The organism is Paenibacillus sacheonensis (assembly GCF_009909195.1).
Taxonomy (GTDB): Bacteria; Bacillota; Bacilli; order Paenibacillales; family Paenibacillaceae; genus Paenibacillus_Z; species Paenibacillus_Z sacheonensis.
In genome coordinates this window covers 1-20,401 of the sequence record NZ_JAAAMU010000024.1, presented here as the reverse complement: position 1 = coordinate 20,401, position 20,401 = coordinate 1, and the positions used below count along the sequence as shown (strand labels likewise).

At 45.0% G+C, this 20,401-nt stretch carries 13 protein-coding genes and 1 rRNA gene; all 14 read left to right on the top strand.

Annotated elements, in window-relative coordinates:
• The first annotated feature begins 2 nt into the window (after nucleotides 1–2).
• Nucleotides 3–2,063, top strand: a complete 2,061-nt coding sequence (locus GT003_RS28235) for a 3'-5' exonuclease (RefSeq protein ID WP_161704314.1) — start codon at nucleotides 3–5, stop codon at nucleotides 2,061–2,063.
• A gap of 201 nt (nucleotides 2,064–2,264) precedes the next feature.
• Nucleotides 2,265–4,004: an AIPR family protein gene (locus GT003_RS28230; RefSeq protein WP_161704312.1), complete on the top strand. Its 1,740-nt coding sequence runs from the start codon at nucleotides 2,265–2,267 to the stop codon at nucleotides 4,002–4,004.
• Nucleotides 4,005–4,074: 70 nt separating this feature from the next.
• Nucleotides 4,075–5,337, top strand: coding sequence for a DNA cytosine methyltransferase (locus tag GT003_RS28225; RefSeq protein WP_161704310.1), 1,263 nt, complete (start codon nucleotides 4,075–4,077; stop codon nucleotides 5,335–5,337).
• A gap of 178 nt (nucleotides 5,338–5,515) precedes the next feature.
• Nucleotides 5,516–6,025, top strand: coding sequence for a hypothetical protein (locus tag GT003_RS28220; RefSeq protein ID WP_161704308.1), 510 nt, complete (start codon nucleotides 5,516–5,518; stop codon nucleotides 6,023–6,025).
• Between the two features lie 82 nt (nucleotides 6,026–6,107).
• Nucleotides 6,108–7,856, top strand: coding sequence for a hypothetical protein (locus tag GT003_RS28215; RefSeq protein ID WP_161704306.1), 1,749 nt, complete (start codon nucleotides 6,108–6,110; stop codon nucleotides 7,854–7,856).
• Nucleotides 7,849–9,399 carry an Hsp70 family protein gene (locus GT003_RS28210; protein WP_161704303.1) on the top strand — a complete coding sequence of 517 codons (1,551 nt, stop codon included), beginning with the start codon at nucleotides 7,849–7,851 and terminating at the stop codon, nucleotides 9,397–9,399. Before GT003_RS28215 ends, GT003_RS28210 begins: the two co-directional genes overlap by 8 nt.
• Nucleotides 9,400–9,411: 12 nt before the next feature.
• Nucleotides 9,412–9,810, top strand: coding sequence for a hypothetical protein (locus GT003_RS28205; RefSeq protein ID WP_161704301.1), 399 nt, complete (start codon nucleotides 9,412–9,414; stop codon nucleotides 9,808–9,810).
• Between the two features lie 44 nt (nucleotides 9,811–9,854).
• Entirely contained in the window at nucleotides 9,855–10,679 is an 825-nt protein-coding gene (locus tag GT003_RS28200) for a protein NO VEIN domain-containing protein (RefSeq protein ID WP_161704299.1), read from the top strand.
• A gap of 189 nt (nucleotides 10,680–10,868) precedes the next feature.
• Nucleotides 10,869–13,007 carry a restriction endonuclease-like protein gene (locus tag GT003_RS28195; RefSeq protein ID WP_161704297.1) on the top strand — a complete coding sequence of 713 codons (2,139 nt, stop codon included), beginning with the start codon at nucleotides 10,869–10,871 and terminating at the stop codon, nucleotides 13,005–13,007.
• Nucleotides 13,008–13,251: 244 nt separating this feature from the next.
• On the top strand, nucleotides 13,252–13,821 hold the full coding sequence (locus GT003_RS28190) for an SF0329 family protein (protein WP_161704295.1): 570 nt from the start codon (nucleotides 13,252–13,254) through the stop codon (nucleotides 13,819–13,821).
• A 613-nt stretch (nucleotides 13,822–14,434) separates the two neighbouring features.
• Nucleotides 14,435–14,722 (top strand): hypothetical protein, encoded by a 288-nt coding sequence (locus GT003_RS28185; RefSeq protein ID WP_161704428.1) that lies wholly within the window; start codon nucleotides 14,435–14,437, stop codon nucleotides 14,720–14,722.
• A 207-nt stretch (nucleotides 14,723–14,929) separates the two neighbouring features.
• Nucleotides 14,930–15,841 carry a VOC family protein gene (locus tag GT003_RS28180; protein WP_161704293.1) on the top strand — a complete coding sequence of 304 codons (912 nt, stop codon included), beginning with the start codon at nucleotides 14,930–14,932 and terminating at the stop codon, nucleotides 15,839–15,841.
• Nucleotides 15,842–16,359: 518 nt separating this feature from the next.
• The gene (locus tag GT003_RS28175) at nucleotides 16,360–19,791 is read left to right on the top strand and encodes a carbohydrate-binding protein (protein WP_161704291.1); all 3,432 of its coding nucleotides are present in this window, start codon (nucleotides 16,360–16,362) and stop codon (nucleotides 19,789–19,791) included.
• Between the two features lie 509 nt (nucleotides 19,792–20,300).
• A 16S ribosomal RNA gene (locus GT003_RS28170) occupies nucleotides 20,301–20,401 on the top strand; the annotation flags it as partial.

The following is a 20,401-nucleotide window of genomic DNA, read 5'->3' as shown; positions in this document are numbered from 1 at the left end:
CAATGAATCTATCAAGAGATATTAATATTAAGCCATCTTTTTTGCGTGAATTGCACGCTCTTCCATCTCAGATGGGCGAGCAGGTATGGGAGAAAATAAATTTCCTAGCTCAAAACCCGATACCTGATGGTCATTTGAAAAAGAAACTAAATAAGTGGGATGATGTCTACAGACTCAGAGTAGGCGATTTTCGATTGTTTTATTCTTTTGGAGGTAATTGGATACGGCTGTTAAGTATTCGCTCCCGTAAAAATGCTTACCAAAAGGGCATTAATTATGAAGAACCGGCAGAATTAGGAATAGATGCAGAAATTGATTCTGATGAAGAAGTCGCTGCGGGATATGAACAACCAAGATTAAACATTCACCATGATATTACGTATAATCGTTTACCGAAATCTATAACAAGCGAATGGCTAGCCCAATTAAGGATTCCTAGTGAATATCATATTGGTTTAGAGTCATGTAATTCGGAAGATGATCTATTAACACTGAACATACCTGACGAATATATCGAGCGTATTGTAGATAATCTATTTCCGAGACCTGTTGAAGAAATCATGCAACAACCAGACTTAATTGTATTCGACACAAATGATCTGATTCGATATAAGGAAGGCGATCTGCTAGGATTTTTACTTAGATTAGATGCAGATCAGGAAAGATTGGTTGATTGGGCACTACAAGGACCTGCCTTAATAAAAGGTGGTCCAGGAACAGGGAAATCAACGATTGCTCTATATCGTGTTAGATCCCTCCTTGACTATTATGGGAAGCAAGGGAAATCGAATAGTAAAATTTTATTTACTACATATACACCAGCTTTAGCAAGATTCTCTGAGCAATTACTTGAGCAATTACTAAGGACCAGGATATCCAGTGTCACAATTGAAACAGCAGATGAAATAGCGTTAAATATTGTGAGAACTGCTGGAAAGTCTTTGGAAGTGGCTGATCAAAATCAGAAGAAGATTATGATGGAGCATTCGGTCAAATCATTAGGTAATGATGAACTTTTAAGCAGATACCGTATTGATTACTTGTTGGATGAAATTGAGTGGGTAATTGAGGGGCGCGATATAAAAACTCTGGAGACATATTTAAATGTCAGTAGAGTTGGTCGGGGAACAGCTCTGACTAAATCGACCAAAGCACTAATTTGGGGCGTTTATCAAAAATATTGTTCTTTGCTTAAGGAACGTAATCTTACTACTATTTCGGCTACTCGGTGCCAAGCGCTTGAGTTGGTAATATCAGGTGTGTGGAAGGACAGGTATGATGCAGTAATTATCGATGAGGCTCAAGATTTGACACCTACGGGTCTTTCATTATTAGTTGAGCTCTCCAAAAGTAACAAAGGAATCTATCTTACAGCAGATGGTTCACAATCTATATATTATAAAGGATTTTCCTGGAGTGAAGTGCATGATAAACTACAATTTCGTGGTAGGGCAATAAACCTTCGAAGGAATTACCGTACAACCCGCGAAATCTCAGATGCTGCTAGTCATTTCCTGAAATCTACGGGAAGCGGTGACCAAGATTTATCAATGTTGCGATCCAGTCAATCTGGCCCACAACCATTATTGTTTGGTTACAATTCAGAGAATGAACAGTACGACTTGATTGTGAAATTTATAAAGCAAATGAGTAAGCATTTTCGACTAAAGACTTCATCTGCTGCAATCCTTGTTCCCTCCTCCGCAGTAGGACGCGAAATATCGGAAGGTATCACAAAAGTTGGACTACCGTGCAAATATATTCGGGGGAGTCAGCTAGATCTCCAATCAGACGAAGTGAAGGTTCTTACTATGTCAGCATCAAAAGGACTTGAGTTTCCGATAGTTTGTGTTGCTGGGATTGATAAAGATTTTCCGAGGATCTTAGATAAAATGGATGAAGATGATATTGCAGAAACCGTAAAAGTTTCCAGGAGGACACTGTACGTTGGTATCACCCGAGCAATGAGAGGGTTAATGGTTGTTTATGATAATAAAGCTCCCTCAAGTTTCATTAAAGAGTTAGATGTAAGTTATTGGTCTACCGAAATTAGCACTAATTAATATATTTGTTAACGGGCAGTCTTCATGGAGTTGGATATGAGGACTGCTTTCATTTTATTACTCTGCAAAGCTTCAATATAATGGTACTTGTTCCACATTCGGATATCATTTTCAGAGCAGCTTTTATGTTAGAATAAGAATTATAAGGGAAATTGTCGATTAATTAATAACCTAAAAATTCATGAGAAAAGTGTGGGTTTAATGGAACAAGGATTGCGCGATTTTGCAGTGGAGTTTAAAGATCACGTTGAAGGAGTAGCTGCTGCAAGAAATGAAGCTAATTCAGTAACAACATTTACTGACGTGATATATGGTTATATCTACGAAGCTGGTGAGATAGGACCAATTGAATTATGTGAATATAAGAGAACTGGTATTCAATTAAATGGTTACTCAATACATGATGACGGCGCTCATAAAGGTATAGATCTTGTTGTCAGTTTACAAACTAGGATCGTTCCGCCAATTAGCATACATAAAACTGAATGGGAACCAGTCATAAAGCGATGTCTTAATTTTCTGAAGAAAAGTTTGTCAGGACTACATCATGCGCTCAAAAAAGGAACAGACGAGTATGAAATTGCAAAGAAAATCAACGACGAAAAAGAAGAAATAGATATTATTCGTATATATTTCTTTACGGATGGAATTACTAAAACAATCAACCTTGAAGATCTGGATGTTGATGGAATACAAGTTACTTTCCACGTGTGGGATTTAGAACGATTGTACCGTTTAAAGAGTTCTGATAAAAAACGTGAACCTGTTACCATTGATCTGTTTGAAAAATATGAAACTTCTTTGCCTTGCTTGCAAATGCCAAGTGCTAACGATGACTATGAATCTTATCTTTTAATTGTACCGGGTGAATTACTGGCTATGATTTATGAAGAATATGGTGAGCGATTAATCGAACGAAATGTGCGATCATTCTTGCAAGTTAGAGGAGTAAATCGTGAGATCAGAAAGACCATACTGAGGGAACCTCATATGTTCTTAGCGTATAACAACGGACTATCAGCAACTGCCGAGCATGTGGAGTTTATGTCAGTAAATGAAGATAAAGAATCTCGATCAATAAAAGTAATAAAAGACTTTCAAGTAGTAAATGGAGGGCAGACTACTGCATCGATTTACCATGCCTTTAAAAAGGATAAAGCTGATATATCGAAAGTTTTTGTCCAAATGAAGCTTACAGTTATTAAAGAATCCGAAAAGATGGATGAAATGGTGCCAATCATTTCAATGTGCGCGAACAACCAGAATAAAATTCAAACAGCGGATTTTTATTCAAACAATCCGTACCACAGGAAGTTGGAAGCCCTATCCAGGGATTTGTGGGCGCCGGCAACTGATGGGAGTTACCGTCAAAGCAAATGGTTTTATGAGCGTGCTCGTGGACAGTATTTGGATATGAAAGGGAAAGCGGGCACGAATGCTAAGAAGAAGTTATTTGATGAGAATTATCCTAAAGAACAATTATTTACAAAGACAGATTTGGCGAAATTTCTTCACTCTTGGGATCAGCTTCCGCATGTTGTAAGCAGGGGGAATCAGAAAAACTTTGAGGCGTTTTCTAAATCACTTGATGATATTGAATTGGAGAACATTGATAAAAATTACTTTTATAATACTATTGCTAAAGCAATCATATTTAACACTATAAATAAGTTAGTAACCACAAAGTACCGTGCAAATATTGTTACTTATACTATGGCTTGGTTATCATATAAAATGCTTGAAGAGACAGACCTACTTAATATATGGCAGAAACAAGCTGTGCCTTCTTCTATGATAGATACTATGGAAATTGTTATTAAAGCCGCCTATGCGCACATTACGACTCCTCCAAATCAAGAGAACATTACAGAGTGGTGTAAAAAAGAAGAATGTTGGACTGGCTTCCGTGATATGGGGATTGAGACATTGTTGGCATTGTAGTTTGTCCCTTCTCTGTATTTCGATAGACTAGTATACTTATTGTAATGATATTTGATAGGGGACAGACAATATGAATTTCATCGATCTATTTGCAGGGGCAGGGGGATTGTCGGAGGGTTTTATACGTCAAGGATTCGAGCCCATTGCTCATGTGGAGATGAACAAGTATGCAGCCTTAACACTCAAAACTCGGGCAGCGTATTATCATCTGAAGAAGAACGAGCAAGGACAAATATATAACAATTATCTTCGTGGAGAACTTTCACAACTGCAATTATATGATACACTGCCAGAAGAAGAAGCTGCTGCAGTTATGAATAGTGAAATAAGCGACGAAAGCATCGAGCAAATTTTTAGTATCATCGATGCTAATTTGATTAGAAAAACAGGTCAGAAAGATAAAGTTGATGTAATTATTGGAGGTCCTCCTTGCCAAGCGTATTCTTTAGTGGGAAGGGCAAGGGATCCTTATGGAAAAGAGCATGATCCAAGGAATTACCTTTACAAGCAATATGTTAAGTTTCTTGAACGGTATGATCCGGATATTTTTGTGTTTGAAAATGTTCCTGGGATATTGAATGCTGCCAAAGGGACACTGTTTAAAGATGTTCAAGAAATCATGAGAAAATCTGGTTATGAGATAAAAGCTGAAACATTAAATGCAGTAAATTTTAATGTTTTGCAAAATAGGCAAAGAGTTATTCTAATAGGTTGGAAGGACAATCTTGATTATGAGTATCCGGTTTTTAAAAAGCTTCCTCAAAAATATTTTGTAAATGATGTACTGAGTGATTTACCGAGCTTAGAACCTGGAGAAGAAAACAATATATATTTAACAAAGCCTACACAGTATCTTCGTGAAAGTAAAATAAGAGATGAACATGATGTTTTAACTCAACATCTAACCAGAGTCCATAATGAACGGGATAGAAAAATCTATGCAATGGCTATTGAACTGTGGAATGAGTCGCAGAAAAGATTAGTCTACACTGATGTTCCTGAAGAGCTCAGAACGCATAAAAATCTGAGTTCTTTTTTAGATAGGTATAAAGTCGTGGGGAAAGATGTTCATTTTTCTCATACTGTCGTTGCACATATTGCAAAAGATGGCCATTATTATATTCATCCAGATTTATCCCAAAGACGATCCCTCTCGGTCAGAGAAGCCGCGAGGCTGCAATCGTTTCCTGATGACTTTTATTTTGAGGGACCGCGTACGGCTGTTTTAACCCAGATTGGTAATGCTGTTCCACCCCTAATGGCTCAAGAAATTGCAAGGCATGTGAGTTTAATGCTGAAGCATGAAGAACAAAAACAATTATCCTTATTCTAGTTTGAGTGAATAACGATTACTAGCAACCTATAATTGAATAAATTTTAAGTAAGGGACCATTGTTTATGGTCCCTTTTTCTCTACCACAGTGTTAGAAGTCAATATTTAAATTGTTTTACTAGAAAAAGCACTGTGTGGTACTATTTAACTATTAAGTTGTGGTAGTAGGGGATGAAAAATGACTACTGATAAAGATGATTACGTCCAACAAACCATTACAGGGGCTTACGGACTATCAAGAAGATGGAATTCGGGTCAAACGAAATTCTCCCAAGTTTATGATCAACTTTCTGTCCACAAGTTACAGCAAGAAATGACTATTAACGATACAGTTAAAAATAATCGAAAACATACAATATCGGAATTGATGGAGGCAAAAGCAGAAGTTGAATTTCAAATAGACTACTTAAACAAGCGTTTGAAAGGGCTTTCTGCGGAAGCGATGAATTGTGCATCACAACTGATTTCTTTGTTTGATGAGGCTCATTCGTTAATAAGTAATGCCTTTTATCGCATATACAGTGAGACTAATGATGGTAAAGGTTTTGCAGAACTATGTATAAATAAAGAAGCTTTATTAATTGGGCTTGTTGATGAGCTTACCTCGAGGCTAGAAATACTTGGGCGAAGGAGGGGCATTTATCTTATTAAAGATATTCAGTATGTCCAAGCTTGGATGATCAATTAATTGGTGACAAAACTCAAAGATTGAGCATTCATTATGAGGTAGGATAATTATAGATGAACAATGGGGAGGAAGACGGACAAGGATGGATGCAACTGCAGCATATACAAATTTTGAACGGCCAACAGAAGTTACAAAGTTTATTGAGGAAATGAATGTGGAAGATTTTAACGTATTTGTTCACACAATAATGCAAGATGAGGATAGCGAAAAACAAAGGGTTTTCGCAAAGCACCTTGTCTCAGAAAAGTTTTGGAGTACGAAGACACAGCAATTTATTAGAATTGTATCTATTGCGGAAAGTGATTTAGCATACTTTCTGGGCCAGTATTTATGGGATGATTACAACCGAAGTAAAATGTATTTAGAATTTAAAGTATTTGCTCCTGGGCTATATGCATGCTTTTACCAGAGGAATAAGTTAAAGCTTCCAACACCTGATATACTGATTCCTGAATTTTTCTTTGGTCAATTACTTATCAAGACCGAGGAAAACTCCCTTAAGGAAATACTTTTCTCCCCAAAGCATAAAAAGAAATTAAGGCTTTTGTTAGAGGAGGAATATGATGAAATTACGGAATTAGCCAAAGAGAAATGGGTCGCGCGGTATAGCGGGATATTGTCAGAAATTCTAGACTCGGTAGAGGATATAGAACCAGTAAAATTGGTTGAGCGACTAGAAGAGGAGAAACACACAACTAAAATTAATACAGAATATAAGCCGATCTTAGAGAGTACACATTCTGAAAATTTACATATAGAACCATCGAAATTGGTTGAGTGGCCAGTTGATGAGAAACGTAACGCTCAAACAGATATTGAAAATAGGTTAGAAACTATAAGTATTAACTCTGAAGATGTGGTTTTTTTGACTGCATCTACTGATTCTAAACTAGAAATAATTAATGGACAAAAGTGTTTATCTGATGCAGATGAACTATTATTGATTTGGATCAATTCTGCAAAGGATAAAACCAGTCTTCTGGAGATTGTTGATAATTTGATAATAGTCCACCAAGCTTTCGGATTAGATTCACAGAATGCCATGTTAATTAGAGCCTCAACTTTATGCTATAAAAGAAAGTTAAGTCCGGCAGAATTGTCTGAAATTTTACTGAAGTTAAACCTAATAGAGCGATACTTCGATTACTATCCTTATCTACAATCAGAAAGCAATATTTTAGTTGAATTAGTAAATGTACTGCTCTCAAATGGTGAGAGTGAACAGGCTATTAATGGTTTAATAAAACTTTCTAATCATTCCCATTCTGAGGTGTCTGTAGAAGCAGCCCATTTACTGATTTCCTTAATTGAAAATAAGCATTATCTAGTTAAACCGATCCTACATAGGTTAAAAGGACAGGGTGCCAGACTTTTTGTTGAAGAGCTAACTAAACGTTTTGCAGAAATGGCTGCGATCAATAAAGATATATCATTGCAATTGAGTGAGAAGGATCGATTGCTTGATAAGCAAAAGATCTACACATTGCAGGAGTTGGGTGAGTCCATAAAAGACATTATTCGAACCATGGAAACCAAAGCTGCAGACTTAATTAGAAGTGGCAATCAGGATAATTACTTTATTCATTTTGTCCAAATGTTGAGGAGAAAGTTATCCCGAAGCGGATTGATGCCTATAGAGGAACTTCATAAGTTAGGGTCGATAGTAGACATTGAAAGGGGCATCCATATTAAGGATGGGACTGGAGAAGCGCCATTTATTCTAAAATCTCTTGGACTGAAAAGTAATGGATCCGATCATATTGAATTTATTATAGATTATCCACGTGTTGAGTCCAATAATAAGACAGGGGAAGTAGACCAAGATGCCTAGAACAAGTTACGGAATTGATTTCGGTACTACCAATAGTTCCATTGCTCTAATGAGAACGGATGTTTTTAGTGCAGGAAGATACACTCCCCAATGTTTTATACTCTCTCCTAATGGAACGCCAAGAGAGGTAATACCTTCTGAGATTTCGTTTGATGGTAATGGAAATATAGTTTCTGTTGGACGACGTGCTCGTATGGATGTTGCTTCTATGGCCGCGGATAAGTTGGTGGATAATGTAAAGTGGTTGTTGGACAGAGATGATTATAGCATCCGTTTTGGAAAGGGGGCGGAGTACAACCCTGTGCAACTAGCATCCATACTATTTAGTAGAATGAAAGAGAGTATTAACTCTGTCCCTCATAATAAACCAGATGGTATTGTCATTGGTGTTCCTGTTGGGTTTGGTGATGTCGAGAAGGAAAGGCTTCTTCAAGCATTAATTGAATCTGGTTTAGCAGAAGGGATAAATAAGAGGAATATTCGATTCTTATCCGAGCCAATCGCAGTTGCTTTAGATTATGGATTGCAATTAGAGAATCCACAAAAAGTACTGGTATTTGATTTTGGTGGGGGTACATTAGATATTACAGTTGTAAGTTTAGCTACTTTAGAAGGGGAGGTTCTTTCAAAGCATGGTGCTCATATAGGAGGGCGTAAATTAACTACTTGCTTATTAACGCATGTATTTATTCCTAAGTACGGCTATGATAAACTGTCCAAGGCTCTAAATCTGCCTAAGACACAGCCAGATAACGAAACCTTATTGCAATATCTTTTTGATACAAGTGAAGGTGTCGACTTATTCGAAAATTTGGATCGATGCAAGATTGAGTTATCTTCTGAGTTAACTTCTAGTTTGTTCATCTCGAGAGACAATTTAAAGGTTAATCTTACAATAACAAGGGTGGAATTTGAGGAAGCCATTTCAAAGGAACTTCAAGAGTCACATGACTTGGTCCTTCAAAGCCTAAAGGAAGCGGGAGTTAAGAGTCCAGATATGGTTGTTATGGCAGGAGGCTCATCTTATATACCGGCTTTCAAAGTAATGTTACAGACGATATTTGGAATTGATAAGGTTAAATTATCTTCTGATGCATTAACTAGTGTTGCTAGAGGACTTTCAATTGCTGGGTTTTCAACTGATGATGGTATAACAGCTGAAATTGAGGATATTGTTGATATCTCATATGGAATTTGGGACGGTTCTGTTAATCAAGTTGCTCCTGTTATAGAGAAGGGAATAAAAGTATCTGATACAGAGATTGATGATGTAACGATTGAAGGAATATATGAGACATTCCAGTTAATGGACCAATCTTCGACATTCATGAAGCTTCGGATTTATCAAGGAGATAACCAAATTGGAATAGTTGAAGTGCCAATTAAACCAAATGGTAGTAACAATCACTTCAAGGTGTTTTTCCAGGTTGATAAGGATAAAGGCTGGTTAAAGATACGAGTTTATGATATCTCAAATCGAAAGTGGCTGACTATTCCTTTTGGAAAAGATAAAATTCGAATTCGCGAGAATTGGGAAGAGTAGAAGAGGTGTGAAATGAAACGCCATGATATTAATAGCCACCTACAAGATTATAAAGTTGGGGAATCTTATATCTTTCTCATGACAGAAATAGCTACTAATAACATTATTAAAAAAGTAGGGAAAATATCAAATACAGGGGTTACTACCGATTCAATTCCTTTCGTAGAGGTTGATTTTTCGGGAATGAAAAAGAAATATGCCATATCGGTCCTTAGCCGGACTTTTTATTCGGGTTTTAGAGAGAAAATGGATAAAATACCAGATCCAAGTATCCTTGGGGAGGTAATGGTTGTAAGGAAATCTCTTAACAATACTGGTGAGGTTACAAAAGTTAATGGATTACCTGGAGAGGTCACAAAGGTAAAAACTAATCAAGCCGGTGGTAACGGTGATGTGATGAAAGTAAATTAGACAACATCATTAAAGTATTGCTTAATAAATAACTGGAGGACGAAATGGAACCTAACCATAAATTAGCGCTTATTATTTCCTACTACCTATCTAAATATGATAGAAAATCGCTTACTAACCTTGGTTATAAAAATTTTACTGAAGCTTTTCAGGAAATTGGGACAAGATTAGCAGTTAAACCAAATACTATAAAGAACATGCGGGAGAATTTCGATCCACTTCATCCGAATAACAGAGTTGGATGGTACCAAAGGGAACTTTCACCTAGTCGAATTGGAGTAGTGGAGAAATACGGAGCGCTTAGCGAAGCTGCCTTAACTGCTGTAGTTAAAGATATTTTGGGAAAATACACAGTTGAGCATGATAAGTTTAATAATGAACTTGTGGCATACACTAAAGTAATTGAAGATGACTCAGATGAAAAAGAGTCAAATAGTAGAACATTTACAACGAGAGGCCTAACTGGTCTAAGAGCTGAAGAAATTTTTTTGGATCTCTTTCAATCCGGCCAAATTAATAATCTATCCGGAGAACTAATTGATAAGAGACATGACGGATGCGGTTATGATTTTGAAATGAGAGACGAACCAAATTATCGATTCGAAATCAAAGGACTATTGAGTAATGATGGTGGAATAAGCTTAACTGATAAGGAATGGAACATTGCTAGTGAATTGCGACAAAAATACGTACTGGTCTTAATTCGTAATATTAACGAGAGTCCATTCGTAACTCTCTTTAATGACCCATTCAATAGCTTAAGGCCTACGAAGAGAGTATATACGACGATTGCTGTGAACTGGTCAATAGAAAGTAGTCAGTTAGTGGATAGTCCCACAAATTACAGAATTACCGAAGATCACGGATGAACGGGGTATTCTTGCGGATGACCGTGAGCGATGGTTACGTTTTTGGTTCCTCTACTTGGAGCAAGTGGTTCGGATAACCTTCCTCCGCGATAGAATTCCATCGCTACTGTATAAATACTACGAACTCGTTTTGAATTTATTGGGTCAGAATACTTATTCAATAATAATCTGTCCCTAGCAGAATTAATAATGAAAACGATTTGGCCTTCCATTTCGCGTCCGGTCCGTCCAGCGCTTACCTTCTTCCATGAGAATGTCCATGTCCGGCAAGCAGTGAAGCCGCTCGGGAGCCGGATCTTGTCCGGGATCCTCAACTTCCAGAACGAGGTCGGCTTAACGGATCTTGAGCTTCGGCTGCATGGGCAGACGGTGCTTCAGCTGCAACTGGAGATCTTTCCGGTGAAGATGGATTACAAGCAGGATTACCAGATGATTCTGAACGACGTGAACCAGCAGATCTATAATCTGTCGTTCGATTTCCTGCGGAAGACGTACAATCTCACGGGTATCAAGGAGACGCGGCATCAGAGCCTGACGGAGTTCTTCTCCATCCTCCAGCATGTGTTCGGGCAGATGGTGCAAGCCGTGGAGCGGATCAACAGCTCGCCGCATGCCAAGCATCAGGTGGAGAACCGGGTCTTGGAAGCGGGACGGGTGAAGAAACCGGGAAAGAAAAATATCGCTTTTCTCACGAAACGTCCGCATCTCCTCGTTCATGAAGAACAACGGGGCATTATTGCCCTGAATGGACAGAAGTTCATCCCGAGCCATGCGATCGAGACGAAGCGGCATGTGGACTATGACACGAACGAGAATCGGTTTGTCCGTTGGGTGCTGCTGCGGATTGCGAAGAAGCTGAAGGAATTGAAGACGCGGCTCATCGACAAGGGGCGGCTGCAGGATCCGCTCTTGGCGCGCAAGCTGGACGAGATGGGGAAACAGCTTGGACGGCTGCTGGCGTTGGATTTTCTGCAAGTACGGGAAATGCGGCAGTTATCGGTGACGCTCGTGCTGCAGATGGCGCCGGGTTATCGGGAGGTCTATCGCAACTACCTGATGCTGATGAAGGGGCTGTCCATTCAAGGCGACCTGTTCCGCTTGTCGATGAAGGATCTGGCGCAGCTCTATGAATATTGGTGCTTCCTGAAGATCCATGATCTGCTGAGCCGCAAGTATGAACTGCTGAAGCAAGATATCATCAAGGTAAATCGGACAGGCGTGTTCGTGACGCTGAATAAGTCGCAGAAGGCGAAGATGGTCTATCGAAATCCGGCGAACGGCGAGGAGTTCACGCTCTATTACAACACGCTGCCGAGCGGGGAGAAGACGCCGACGGTCTCGCAGAAGCCGGATAATGTGCTAACGCTGAAGAAGAACGACTCCGCCTCGGAATATAAGTATATCTTCGATGCCAAGTATCGGCTTAATCCGGCCTATGAGGATACGCCTTATCGTCGGGATTACGGGACGCCGGGACCGGAGGAGTCGGACATTAACACGATGCACCGTTATAGGGATGCCATAGTGTATGCGGAAGGCGCGGGCAAAGAGTTCGAGCGGAGCATGTTCGGCGCTTATGTACTATTCCCGTACCATGACGAGGAGCAGTTCAAGGCGCATAGATTCCATAAAAGCATCGAGTTGATCAACGTCGGGGCGTTCCCGTTTCTGCCGAATGCGACGAAGCTGATGGAGGCCTTTCTGGACGAGATCGTTCAAGACAGTCCGGAGAAAGCCTACGAACGCTCGACGGTCCCGAGAGGAACGAAGGAGTATTACAAGGATAAGCTGAGCGGGCAAAATGTAGTGGTCGGTTCCTTGCGCCAACCGGAGCAGCTAAATGCGGCGCTGCGGCATGGATTCTATCATGTGCCGTTGGAGAATTTTGCTGACCATACCTTGCTCTCGCAGCTGGAATATGTGGCGCTGTATCAGTCGATCGGCAAGTTTAAGTCGGTTGGGCTGGAGGCAGGCGTGTATTGGTATGCTCGCATCAGAGATTGGAAGGTCGTGCGGCGGCATGAGATCCAAGAGCTTCCGGCGAGGCCAGGGACGGAAGAGAAGCTGTACGTGAAGTTCACGGTGGAGCGATGGATGAAGCGGGCAACTCCGATACGTCCAGGGGGCCGCGGAATCTACAAGCTATTGTGCACGTCGAAATATGTGTTTGATCGAGCGGAGGAGATTGCCGAGCTGAAGCTGCAGTCCGAGGAAGAGATTCTCTCTTGGCGGGAGAAGCGGCGGGCAGGAGCAGTAAGCGTCACGATCGATCATGAACAGGTGGATTTGGCTAGTCGGGTGACGGAGATTAAGGCGAGCGTTGAATAGGAGTTACATCCATTGCATAGATAGATCAACAAAGTCTGCTGAAAAGGCAGGCTTTTTTAATCTATACTTAAGAAGTCGTATGCGTATTGGATGGGACGATGTTGAAACCAATTAATATGATGAGCGCTCGCTTCATTGATAGAGGTTTGTCATACGAACATAGAGAACCGACGAGGTTTGTTGTATGATAGATAATTAAACCGACTGCCCCGCAGGCAGTTTATTGCAGAACAAGGAGAACCCTATGGCCTGGAGCAAACTGAAACAAAATCTGGAGAGCTTTCTCAGTCCTGCGCTGCTTGGACGAGTCGAGTACACCTCGACCAGCTACCGGTATTTACCCGATAAAGCAGGGCATTGTTATATTGCCGTAGATAACAAGAACGTGCTCAATATGAGCGATGCAACGAACGGAATCCGATGGTATCAGACGGAGCTGGAGATTAAGAACGATTCCGAGATCCAGCTTCCGATCAGCAAGGAAGATATCGAAGCGGTCCGAAAAGAGTCCAAGGGGCCTATTCCGGAGGATCGTCTGAAAGTCATTGCATACAGCAGAAAGAAATTGGAGTATGCCAAGCAAGTGATGGCGGCACAAGCAGCATTAAGCAAATCGAATTTTACTGCTGCGGCCACGAAGTATCTATCCGCTCCGATCGAGGAAAGCTTAGAGAGCCAGGATATCTTATTGAACATTCTAGCTTTGGTGGACAGACGAGTGGGCAAGAAGCGACTGTTGAACATGGCCGACAAGATGAAGGCGAGGCATCCGGCGGTGCAGTATTTCTATGAGCTGCGTCTTCGTACGTCCTGAGAATAGGCGGGATGGGTAGCCTGCCCCATGGACCTTCTCCATTCTTAATGCATGGCTTGAACTCAAATAGTGTTTCCGGCTCAATCGACGGGCGCGTCGCTTCGTTCGTGAACGCGGCAGAGGCATCTGAATAGAATAGGTGAAGGCCGGCATCACCAACAGTTTACGCATACAATCCAAGCCGGAATCATATCGGGCAGAGGCGAAGCCGCGCTGGCGCCGAAATCGCTGCGGACAATACGGAGCAACCGCATATCTTAGGGGCTGGATTTTTTTATTGCAAATAGGAATTCATTTCTTTACGAGTGCAGGCGAGCATTGGTATGGTAGAATACGATAGTGGAAGGTCTGTCATGGCGGGAGAAGAGCCGGACAGGAGCGATAAAGCGTCGCGCTGGTTCAAGAACAGGTGGATTTGGCTAGCCGGATAACGGAGATTAAGGCGAAGGTTGAATAGAATCTTCATCCGGAGGCATAGATAGATGTATAATCGATTTGTGCTGGATTCACGTGCTTCGAAGCGCCTTGTTCCACTAAGAAGCTGGCTGACTGATCAATAAGGAAGTTGATTTCACTAAAATCTAGGAGTGATTGTTTGAGAAAGAATAAACCGATGCCATTTGATGAATTGTTGAAGGAATTGCAAGGCCAGAAGACCGTTCAAGAAGATCCCGAACATACTCCGCTCGCGCAGCTGTTTAACGATGCGTTCATGTCGAAGCACTCCAAGCTGAACAGCTTCTCGGAGTTTCTGACGAAGGGCAACTTCCAAGTGGACACGCGGGAAGACGTTCAGAACATCCCTGACGAGCTGTTCGATCGGCATGTCGCCAGGGAGACGGATTTCGCCAATTGGAAAGACATGCTGGACACGGCGACGAAGGAATTCGGGAAGTCCTAGACCTATCGGCCGCTCAGGCGAGCAAGTAACGGTATAAGGCGCAATTAACGAAGAGGGGCGGCTGCTCCTCTTTTTTGCTGCTTGCAATAGCCAACTCGAAAGCAGCTTCCCAACGCGAGACGATGCAGGTTTTCATCCGACCCGTATCGAAAATAATAGTAACATCCCCCGCAATAACGGGTAAAAGAACCAAAAGGAGGCATTCCAATGACAACCCGGCAAACGATCGTTCCGCATCTGTGGTTCGATAAGGAAGCGAAGGCGGCAGCCGAGCTCTACGCATCCGTATTTCCGAATTCCAAAGTGACGAATGTCACGACGATTCACGGCACGCCGTCGGGAGACAGCGATATCGTCGCGTTCGAGGTGTGGGGGCAGAAGTTCGCGGCCATCAGCGCGGGCCCGATCTTCAAGCTTAATCCCTCGGTGTCCTTCATCGTGAATTTCGACCCGTCGCGGGAGCCGAATGCGGTCGCTCTGCTCGATGAGGCGTGGAACAAGCTGTCCGACGGCGGTATGGCTTTGATGCCGCTCGGCAAGTATCCGTTCAGCGAACACTATGGCTGGATTCAGGATAAGTTCGGCGTCTCTTGGCAGCTCATGCTGACGAATCCGGACGGCGAGGAGCGACCGCCGATCGTGCCATCGATGATGTTCGTCGGCGACAATTGCGGCCGAGCGGAGGAAGCGATCCAATATTACGTCTCCGTATTCGCGAACGCCAAGCAAGGAAATATCGTGAAATATCCGCCGGGCATGGAGCCCGACCAAGCAGGCAGCGTCATGTTCGCCGACTTCCGGCTCGAGGATCTGTGGCTGGCCGCGATGGACAGCGCGCACGAGCATCGTTTCGCATTTAACGAAGCGGTCTCCTTCATGGTCTACTGCGACACGCAAGCGGAGATCGATCACTATTGGGACAAGCTCTCCGCGGTTCCGGAAGCCGAGCAATGCGGCTGGCTGAAGGACAAGTTCGGCTTATCGTGGCAAATCGTGCCGAGAGCGATGGACGAGATGATGAAGAACGGGACGCCCGAGCAAATAGAGCGCGTCACGAAGGCGTTTATGCAGATGAAGAAATTCGATCTTGCCGCATTGAACGGTGCCTACGAAGGATAACTTATGCAACAAGACATAGACACAGCAAGATGATATTGCTTCAACGGGATCATATGAAACATAGTCAAGTGAGGAATCGGCGTCTGTACTCCACAGGCGCCGGTTTTTTTTGCGAGAAACGGAAACGTTTTTTGGAAATCATCGTCGCTATGGTTCGGGTTCAGCAGTTGCTTTGCTATTAGTCGCGTACGTTCATCTCTTCATAAGGTAAAGCTGTGAAGGAGAATAAGGATGGGCAGCATGATGTCGTCCGTCATTTTATTTCCCGCAGACGCCTCTTTGTCATCGATTCCAGTCGGAATATCCGCAATTCAGAGCCGCTTTTCCTGTTATTGAAGTATTTCTGGGGATGAATGGGGTGATAGACTTAGGTCGTTCTAAGGTTAGCTATTGCTTTTTTGTAACCGCATTCAAACTAGCGCGTGCAATGGAGGTGAAGCAGAGAAGGGCCGGGAAGCTCGCTTTCAGGCAATCGGATCATTTATCATCTTAATTACTTTTGACTAGGAGGCTGTTTCATGTACTCATTTATGGCTAAACGTTCCTTAAAGAAAAGCGTGTCCCAAATACTGGTCCTCGTCATGTTCTTCTCCCTCGCGTCCGTGCTCGGCGCCCGGGAAGCTTATGCCGCGGACCCTCCGAAAATTCAGCGCATATCGGACGCGGTGCAGGCCGGCAAGACATTCACGATCAGCGGCTGGGACATTACGTCGGCTTCGCAGGACGTCGCCATCAAGCTGGATACGACGAACGCCTCGCCGGCGACGCCGCCAGGAGACGCTCTGCATCCGGCCATCATCCAAAGCGACGGCAAGGGGAATTACGTGACCGTCGTTATGCCGAGCGGCGCGGCATCGGGCGTCTATAACGTGTGGGTACAGAACGCGATGGGCTGGAGCGCGCCCGCCAAGCTGAACGCGGCGCGTGCGCAATGGATTTCCGAGAAGCAGGCATGGGCCGGTCAGAAGATCACGGTCGTAGGCCGCAACTTCGCGGGTTCCGAGTTCGGCGCATCGAATCAGACGATCGTTCGTCTGAAGAATGCATCGACGACCGTGAATCAGACGATCGTCTCGAGCAACGCCTACATGGCCGAGTTCGCGATTGCTTCGGGTACGCCGGCCGGTACGTATGACGTCGAAGTATCCAATGACAACGGCGTGCACTGGAGCAAGCCGAGCAGCGGCCAGCAGCTGCAAGTCGTCTCCGCCGGCAGCGATCCGCTCGGACTGGGCGTGGCTTGGGCGGGGAATTTCAACTGGGCCAATCAAGTGAACGCGAGTTCGTACGGCGCGAATCCGAACAGCGGCGCGGACGAGACGGCACATATCCAAGCCGCCATCGATGACGCAGGCACCAATCCGAACGGCGGCATCGTCTACTTGACGGACGGCACGTACCGCATCTCTTCCCTGCATCTCGCGCGCAAAGTCGTCCTCCGAGGACAAAGCCGCGCCGGCACGATCCTGCAGTACATCGGCACGGCCAATGGAATCGCCGCCATCGACAGCAAGACAAACTACGGCCAAGTCGGCGTCGCCAATCTGACGATGACGCTTGCGCCCGGCCATAACAGCCGTCCGGACTTCTTCCTGCAGCTCGGCTCCCCGTGGATGGTTCCGGACGCCAACGGCAATCCGACGTATCCGGCGGGCAATATCGCGGAACGCACGGCAGAGCAAATGTTCATCAAAGGCGTGAAGATCGACTATACGCTCGACACGAACGGCGTCGACGGGCAGCGCGGCTTCCCGATGATGACGCTGGGCAAGGAGCGCTTCCTTGTCGCGGACAGCGATTTTAGGGGCTTTGCGGGTTATGCCCACAACTACGTGAACCAGTATTCTTCGTTTACGAACTCGTATATGGAATTCAGCTTCGGCGTCTACATCAATACGGCGGAATACTACGTTGCGACCGGCAATACGATCGTCGGGCACAACGCGGTCAACGCGGAGAAGCACGGGCTGTCGATTCGCGCCAACAACTACGTTGCCGACAACAAGATCGTCGGTATGCGCTCGGTCGTGAGCGGACTTGTCGTAGGGCACGAGAACGACGGCGAAGCGATCATGTCGGAAGCGCCCAACGGCTACTTCAACTACGGCACGGTCAGCTCGGCCAGCGGTCTGGGCGTCACCGTTAGCGCGGATCGTACGCTCGCGATGCCCATTGCCATGTACAGCTATCCGGCCATCCAGATCATCGACGGAACGGGACTTGGCCAGCTGCGCAAAGTAACCGGCATCTCCGGCAACGTCATCACGATCGACAAGGCTTGGGACAAGACGCCGGACAGCACGAGCAAATGGACGCTCATTACGCCAAACGAGAACACGACGGCCTACAACAATACGATTACCGATAACGACAAAGGCATCTGGCTGTTCGGCAACGCCTACGACAGCGTCGTGGCGGACAATAAATTCCTCGATTCCGAAGGCGTCTTCATCTGGAGCGTGAACGTCAAGAACGCGAACGAGTCCAACCTGTCGCCGAATTACTACAACCGGGTGACGGGCAACGTCCTGACCGGCGTGTCGCAGCTGAGCAAGAACTCCGGCGTAGGCGTCGCTTCCGAGCGTTTCGATAACGGAGGCGGCCATTACTTGGCGATTCAAGCTTTTGCGAACGAATTCCGCAACAACGACCTGACCGGAACGAACGAAACGCCGGTCGGCAACAGCATCACCGAGGCGCCTTCTTATAATACCGGCATTTACATCTCCACGGCGGATATAGGCTATTACGACGGCAACAACGACGTTAGCGCAGCAGGAGATACGACGAACACGATCGTCGAGGACAACACGGTCCGCAACAAGCAATACGCAGTCACATTGACCCACAGCAGCTATGGTACCGTCATGGCGAACAACAAAACGGCCAACGTGACCGGCGGCTTCGTCAGGGATACAGGTTCCCATAATACGTACAACGTCACTAATTCGGGGGCCGCGGCGTCCCAATCAACGGCGGCAGCTCCTGCGTTCACGCCGGCAGCCGGCGCCTATACCTCGCCGCAGACGGTGACGATCGCTTCGTCCACGGCCGGGGCGACGATTCGTTACACGACGGACGGCACGACGCCGACCGCTTCCTCGCCGATTTACATGGGGCCGCTGACCGTGACACCGACCCAGACCGTCAAAGCGATCGCGACGAAAGCGGGCATGCTGCAGTCGGCGGTATCGACGGCAGCCTATACGAATTCGAGTGCGACGTCCGTGACGCTGCAAGCGGAAAGCTACAGCGATATGAACGGCATCGTGAATTTCGGCTCGACGATCGGCGATCTTGGGGCTGGAGATTGGGTTAGGTTCAGCAACGTGAATCTGGGCAGCGGCTATGCGACGCTGCGGGTTCGCTTCACGAACGGCCATACGGCAGCGATGACGTCCGAGGTTAGGTTGGACAGCCTGACAGGCACGCAAATTGGTTCATTCTCCACCCCTCCGACCGGCGGCTGGAGCAATTGGACGGAGATGACGACCGCTTTGACCGGCGCAAGCGGCACGCATGACATCTATGTCAAGTTTTCCGGGATGACCGATTTCGACTGGTTCCGCTTCGAGGACAGCGTAACCGCGCCAACGCCCGTCACCGTTCAAGCGGAAAGCTATTCCGCCAGCAATAGCGTTTCGAACTACGGCTCGACGATCGGCGGCTTGAATGCCGGTTCATGGGTGAAATACAGCGGCGTGAATCTGGGAAGCGGGTTAACGGCGCTGAAGTTCCGGTTCGCGAACGGAGAGTCGACGACGAAGACGGCGGTGGTGCGGCTCGATAGCTTAACGGGCACGCAAATTGGCACGTTCACGACGCCGACCACCGGGGGCTGGGGCAGTTGGACCGAAGCGTCGACATCATTGACCGGCGCGAGCGGTACGCACGATATCTACATCGAGTTCTCGGGCGCAACTGACTTTGATTGGTTCCGGTTCGAGTAACGGGAGATTGGAATTGCAGTAGCAGAGAGTAACCACGCTCAGTATCGTGTAAGCAGGCTTGGTCAAGTTTCAACTAAGCGGCCATCCAATGCCTAAGCGGCAAACTGACGCCTGTAAGCTGCAGGCGTCAGTTTTTCGTTACAGGCGTTCCAAACTGACTCCATTCGACATATTTCGAAAAAGCCTTGCATAATTATAAGAGTCTATGGTATATTCTATTTCCGGCCGAGACGGACACGTCGAAACGGTGATCGAAATCGAAATAAGTTTGAAAATAAAGCTTGCCAAACGGTTTTGAAATATGATATATTCTAATTCCGGCCGAGAGGCTGGGGCGACAAAAAGAAACAATTTGTTCCTTGAAAACTGAACAATGAGCGACCTGTCAAAAGGTCTTAAATCGCGAAATTAACGTTTCGCAAGCTAGTATTTTGAATGAGCTACCAAGCGAATTCATCTAGACGAATGCTGCATGTCCAACCTCGGTTGTGCACGCAAACCAATCGTCTTTTATGGAGAGTTTGATCCTGGCTCAGGACGAACGCTGGCGGCGTGCCTAATACATGCAAGTCGAGCGGAGTTATTCCTTCGGGGATGGCTTAGCGGCGGA

Coding starts and splice junctions, on each gene's coding strand:
- GT003_RS28230 (WP_161704312.1), top strand. CDS start 2,265: ATGGAACAAGGATTGCGCGATTTTGCAGTGGAGTTTAAAGATCACGTT.
- GT003_RS28205 (WP_161704301.1), top strand. CDS start 9,412: ATGAAACGCCATGATATTAATAGCCACCTACAAGATTATAAAGTTGGG.
- GT003_RS28220 (WP_161704308.1), top strand. CDS start 5,516: ATGACTACTGATAAAGATGATTACGTCCAACAAACCATTACAGGGGCT.
- GT003_RS28175 (WP_161704291.1), top strand. CDS start 16,360: ATGTACTCATTTATGGCTAAACGTTCCTTAAAGAAAAGCGTGTCCCAA.
- GT003_RS28195 (WP_161704297.1), top strand. CDS start 10,869: ATGAAAACGATTTGGCCTTCCATTTCGCGTCCGGTCCGTCCAGCGCTT.
- GT003_RS28235 (WP_161704314.1), top strand. CDS start 3: ATGAATCTATCAAGAGATATTAATATTAAGCCATCTTTTTTGCGTGAA.
- GT003_RS28185 (WP_161704428.1), top strand. CDS start 14,435: ATGCCATTTGATGAATTGTTGAAGGAATTGCAAGGCCAGAAGACCGTT.
- GT003_RS28200 (WP_161704299.1), top strand. CDS start 9,855: ATGGAACCTAACCATAAATTAGCGCTTATTATTTCCTACTACCTATCT.
- GT003_RS28215 (WP_161704306.1), top strand. CDS start 6,108: ATGGATGCAACTGCAGCATATACAAATTTTGAACGGCCAACAGAAGTT.
- GT003_RS28225 (WP_161704310.1), top strand. CDS start 4,075: ATGAATTTCATCGATCTATTTGCAGGGGCAGGGGGATTGTCGGAGGGT.
- GT003_RS28180 (WP_161704293.1), top strand. CDS start 14,930: ATGACAACCCGGCAAACGATCGTTCCGCATCTGTGGTTCGATAAGGAA.
- GT003_RS28210 (WP_161704303.1), top strand. CDS start 7,849: ATGCCTAGAACAAGTTACGGAATTGATTTCGGTACTACCAATAGTTCC.
- GT003_RS28190 (WP_161704295.1), top strand. CDS start 13,252: ATGGCCTGGAGCAAACTGAAACAAAATCTGGAGAGCTTTCTCAGTCCT.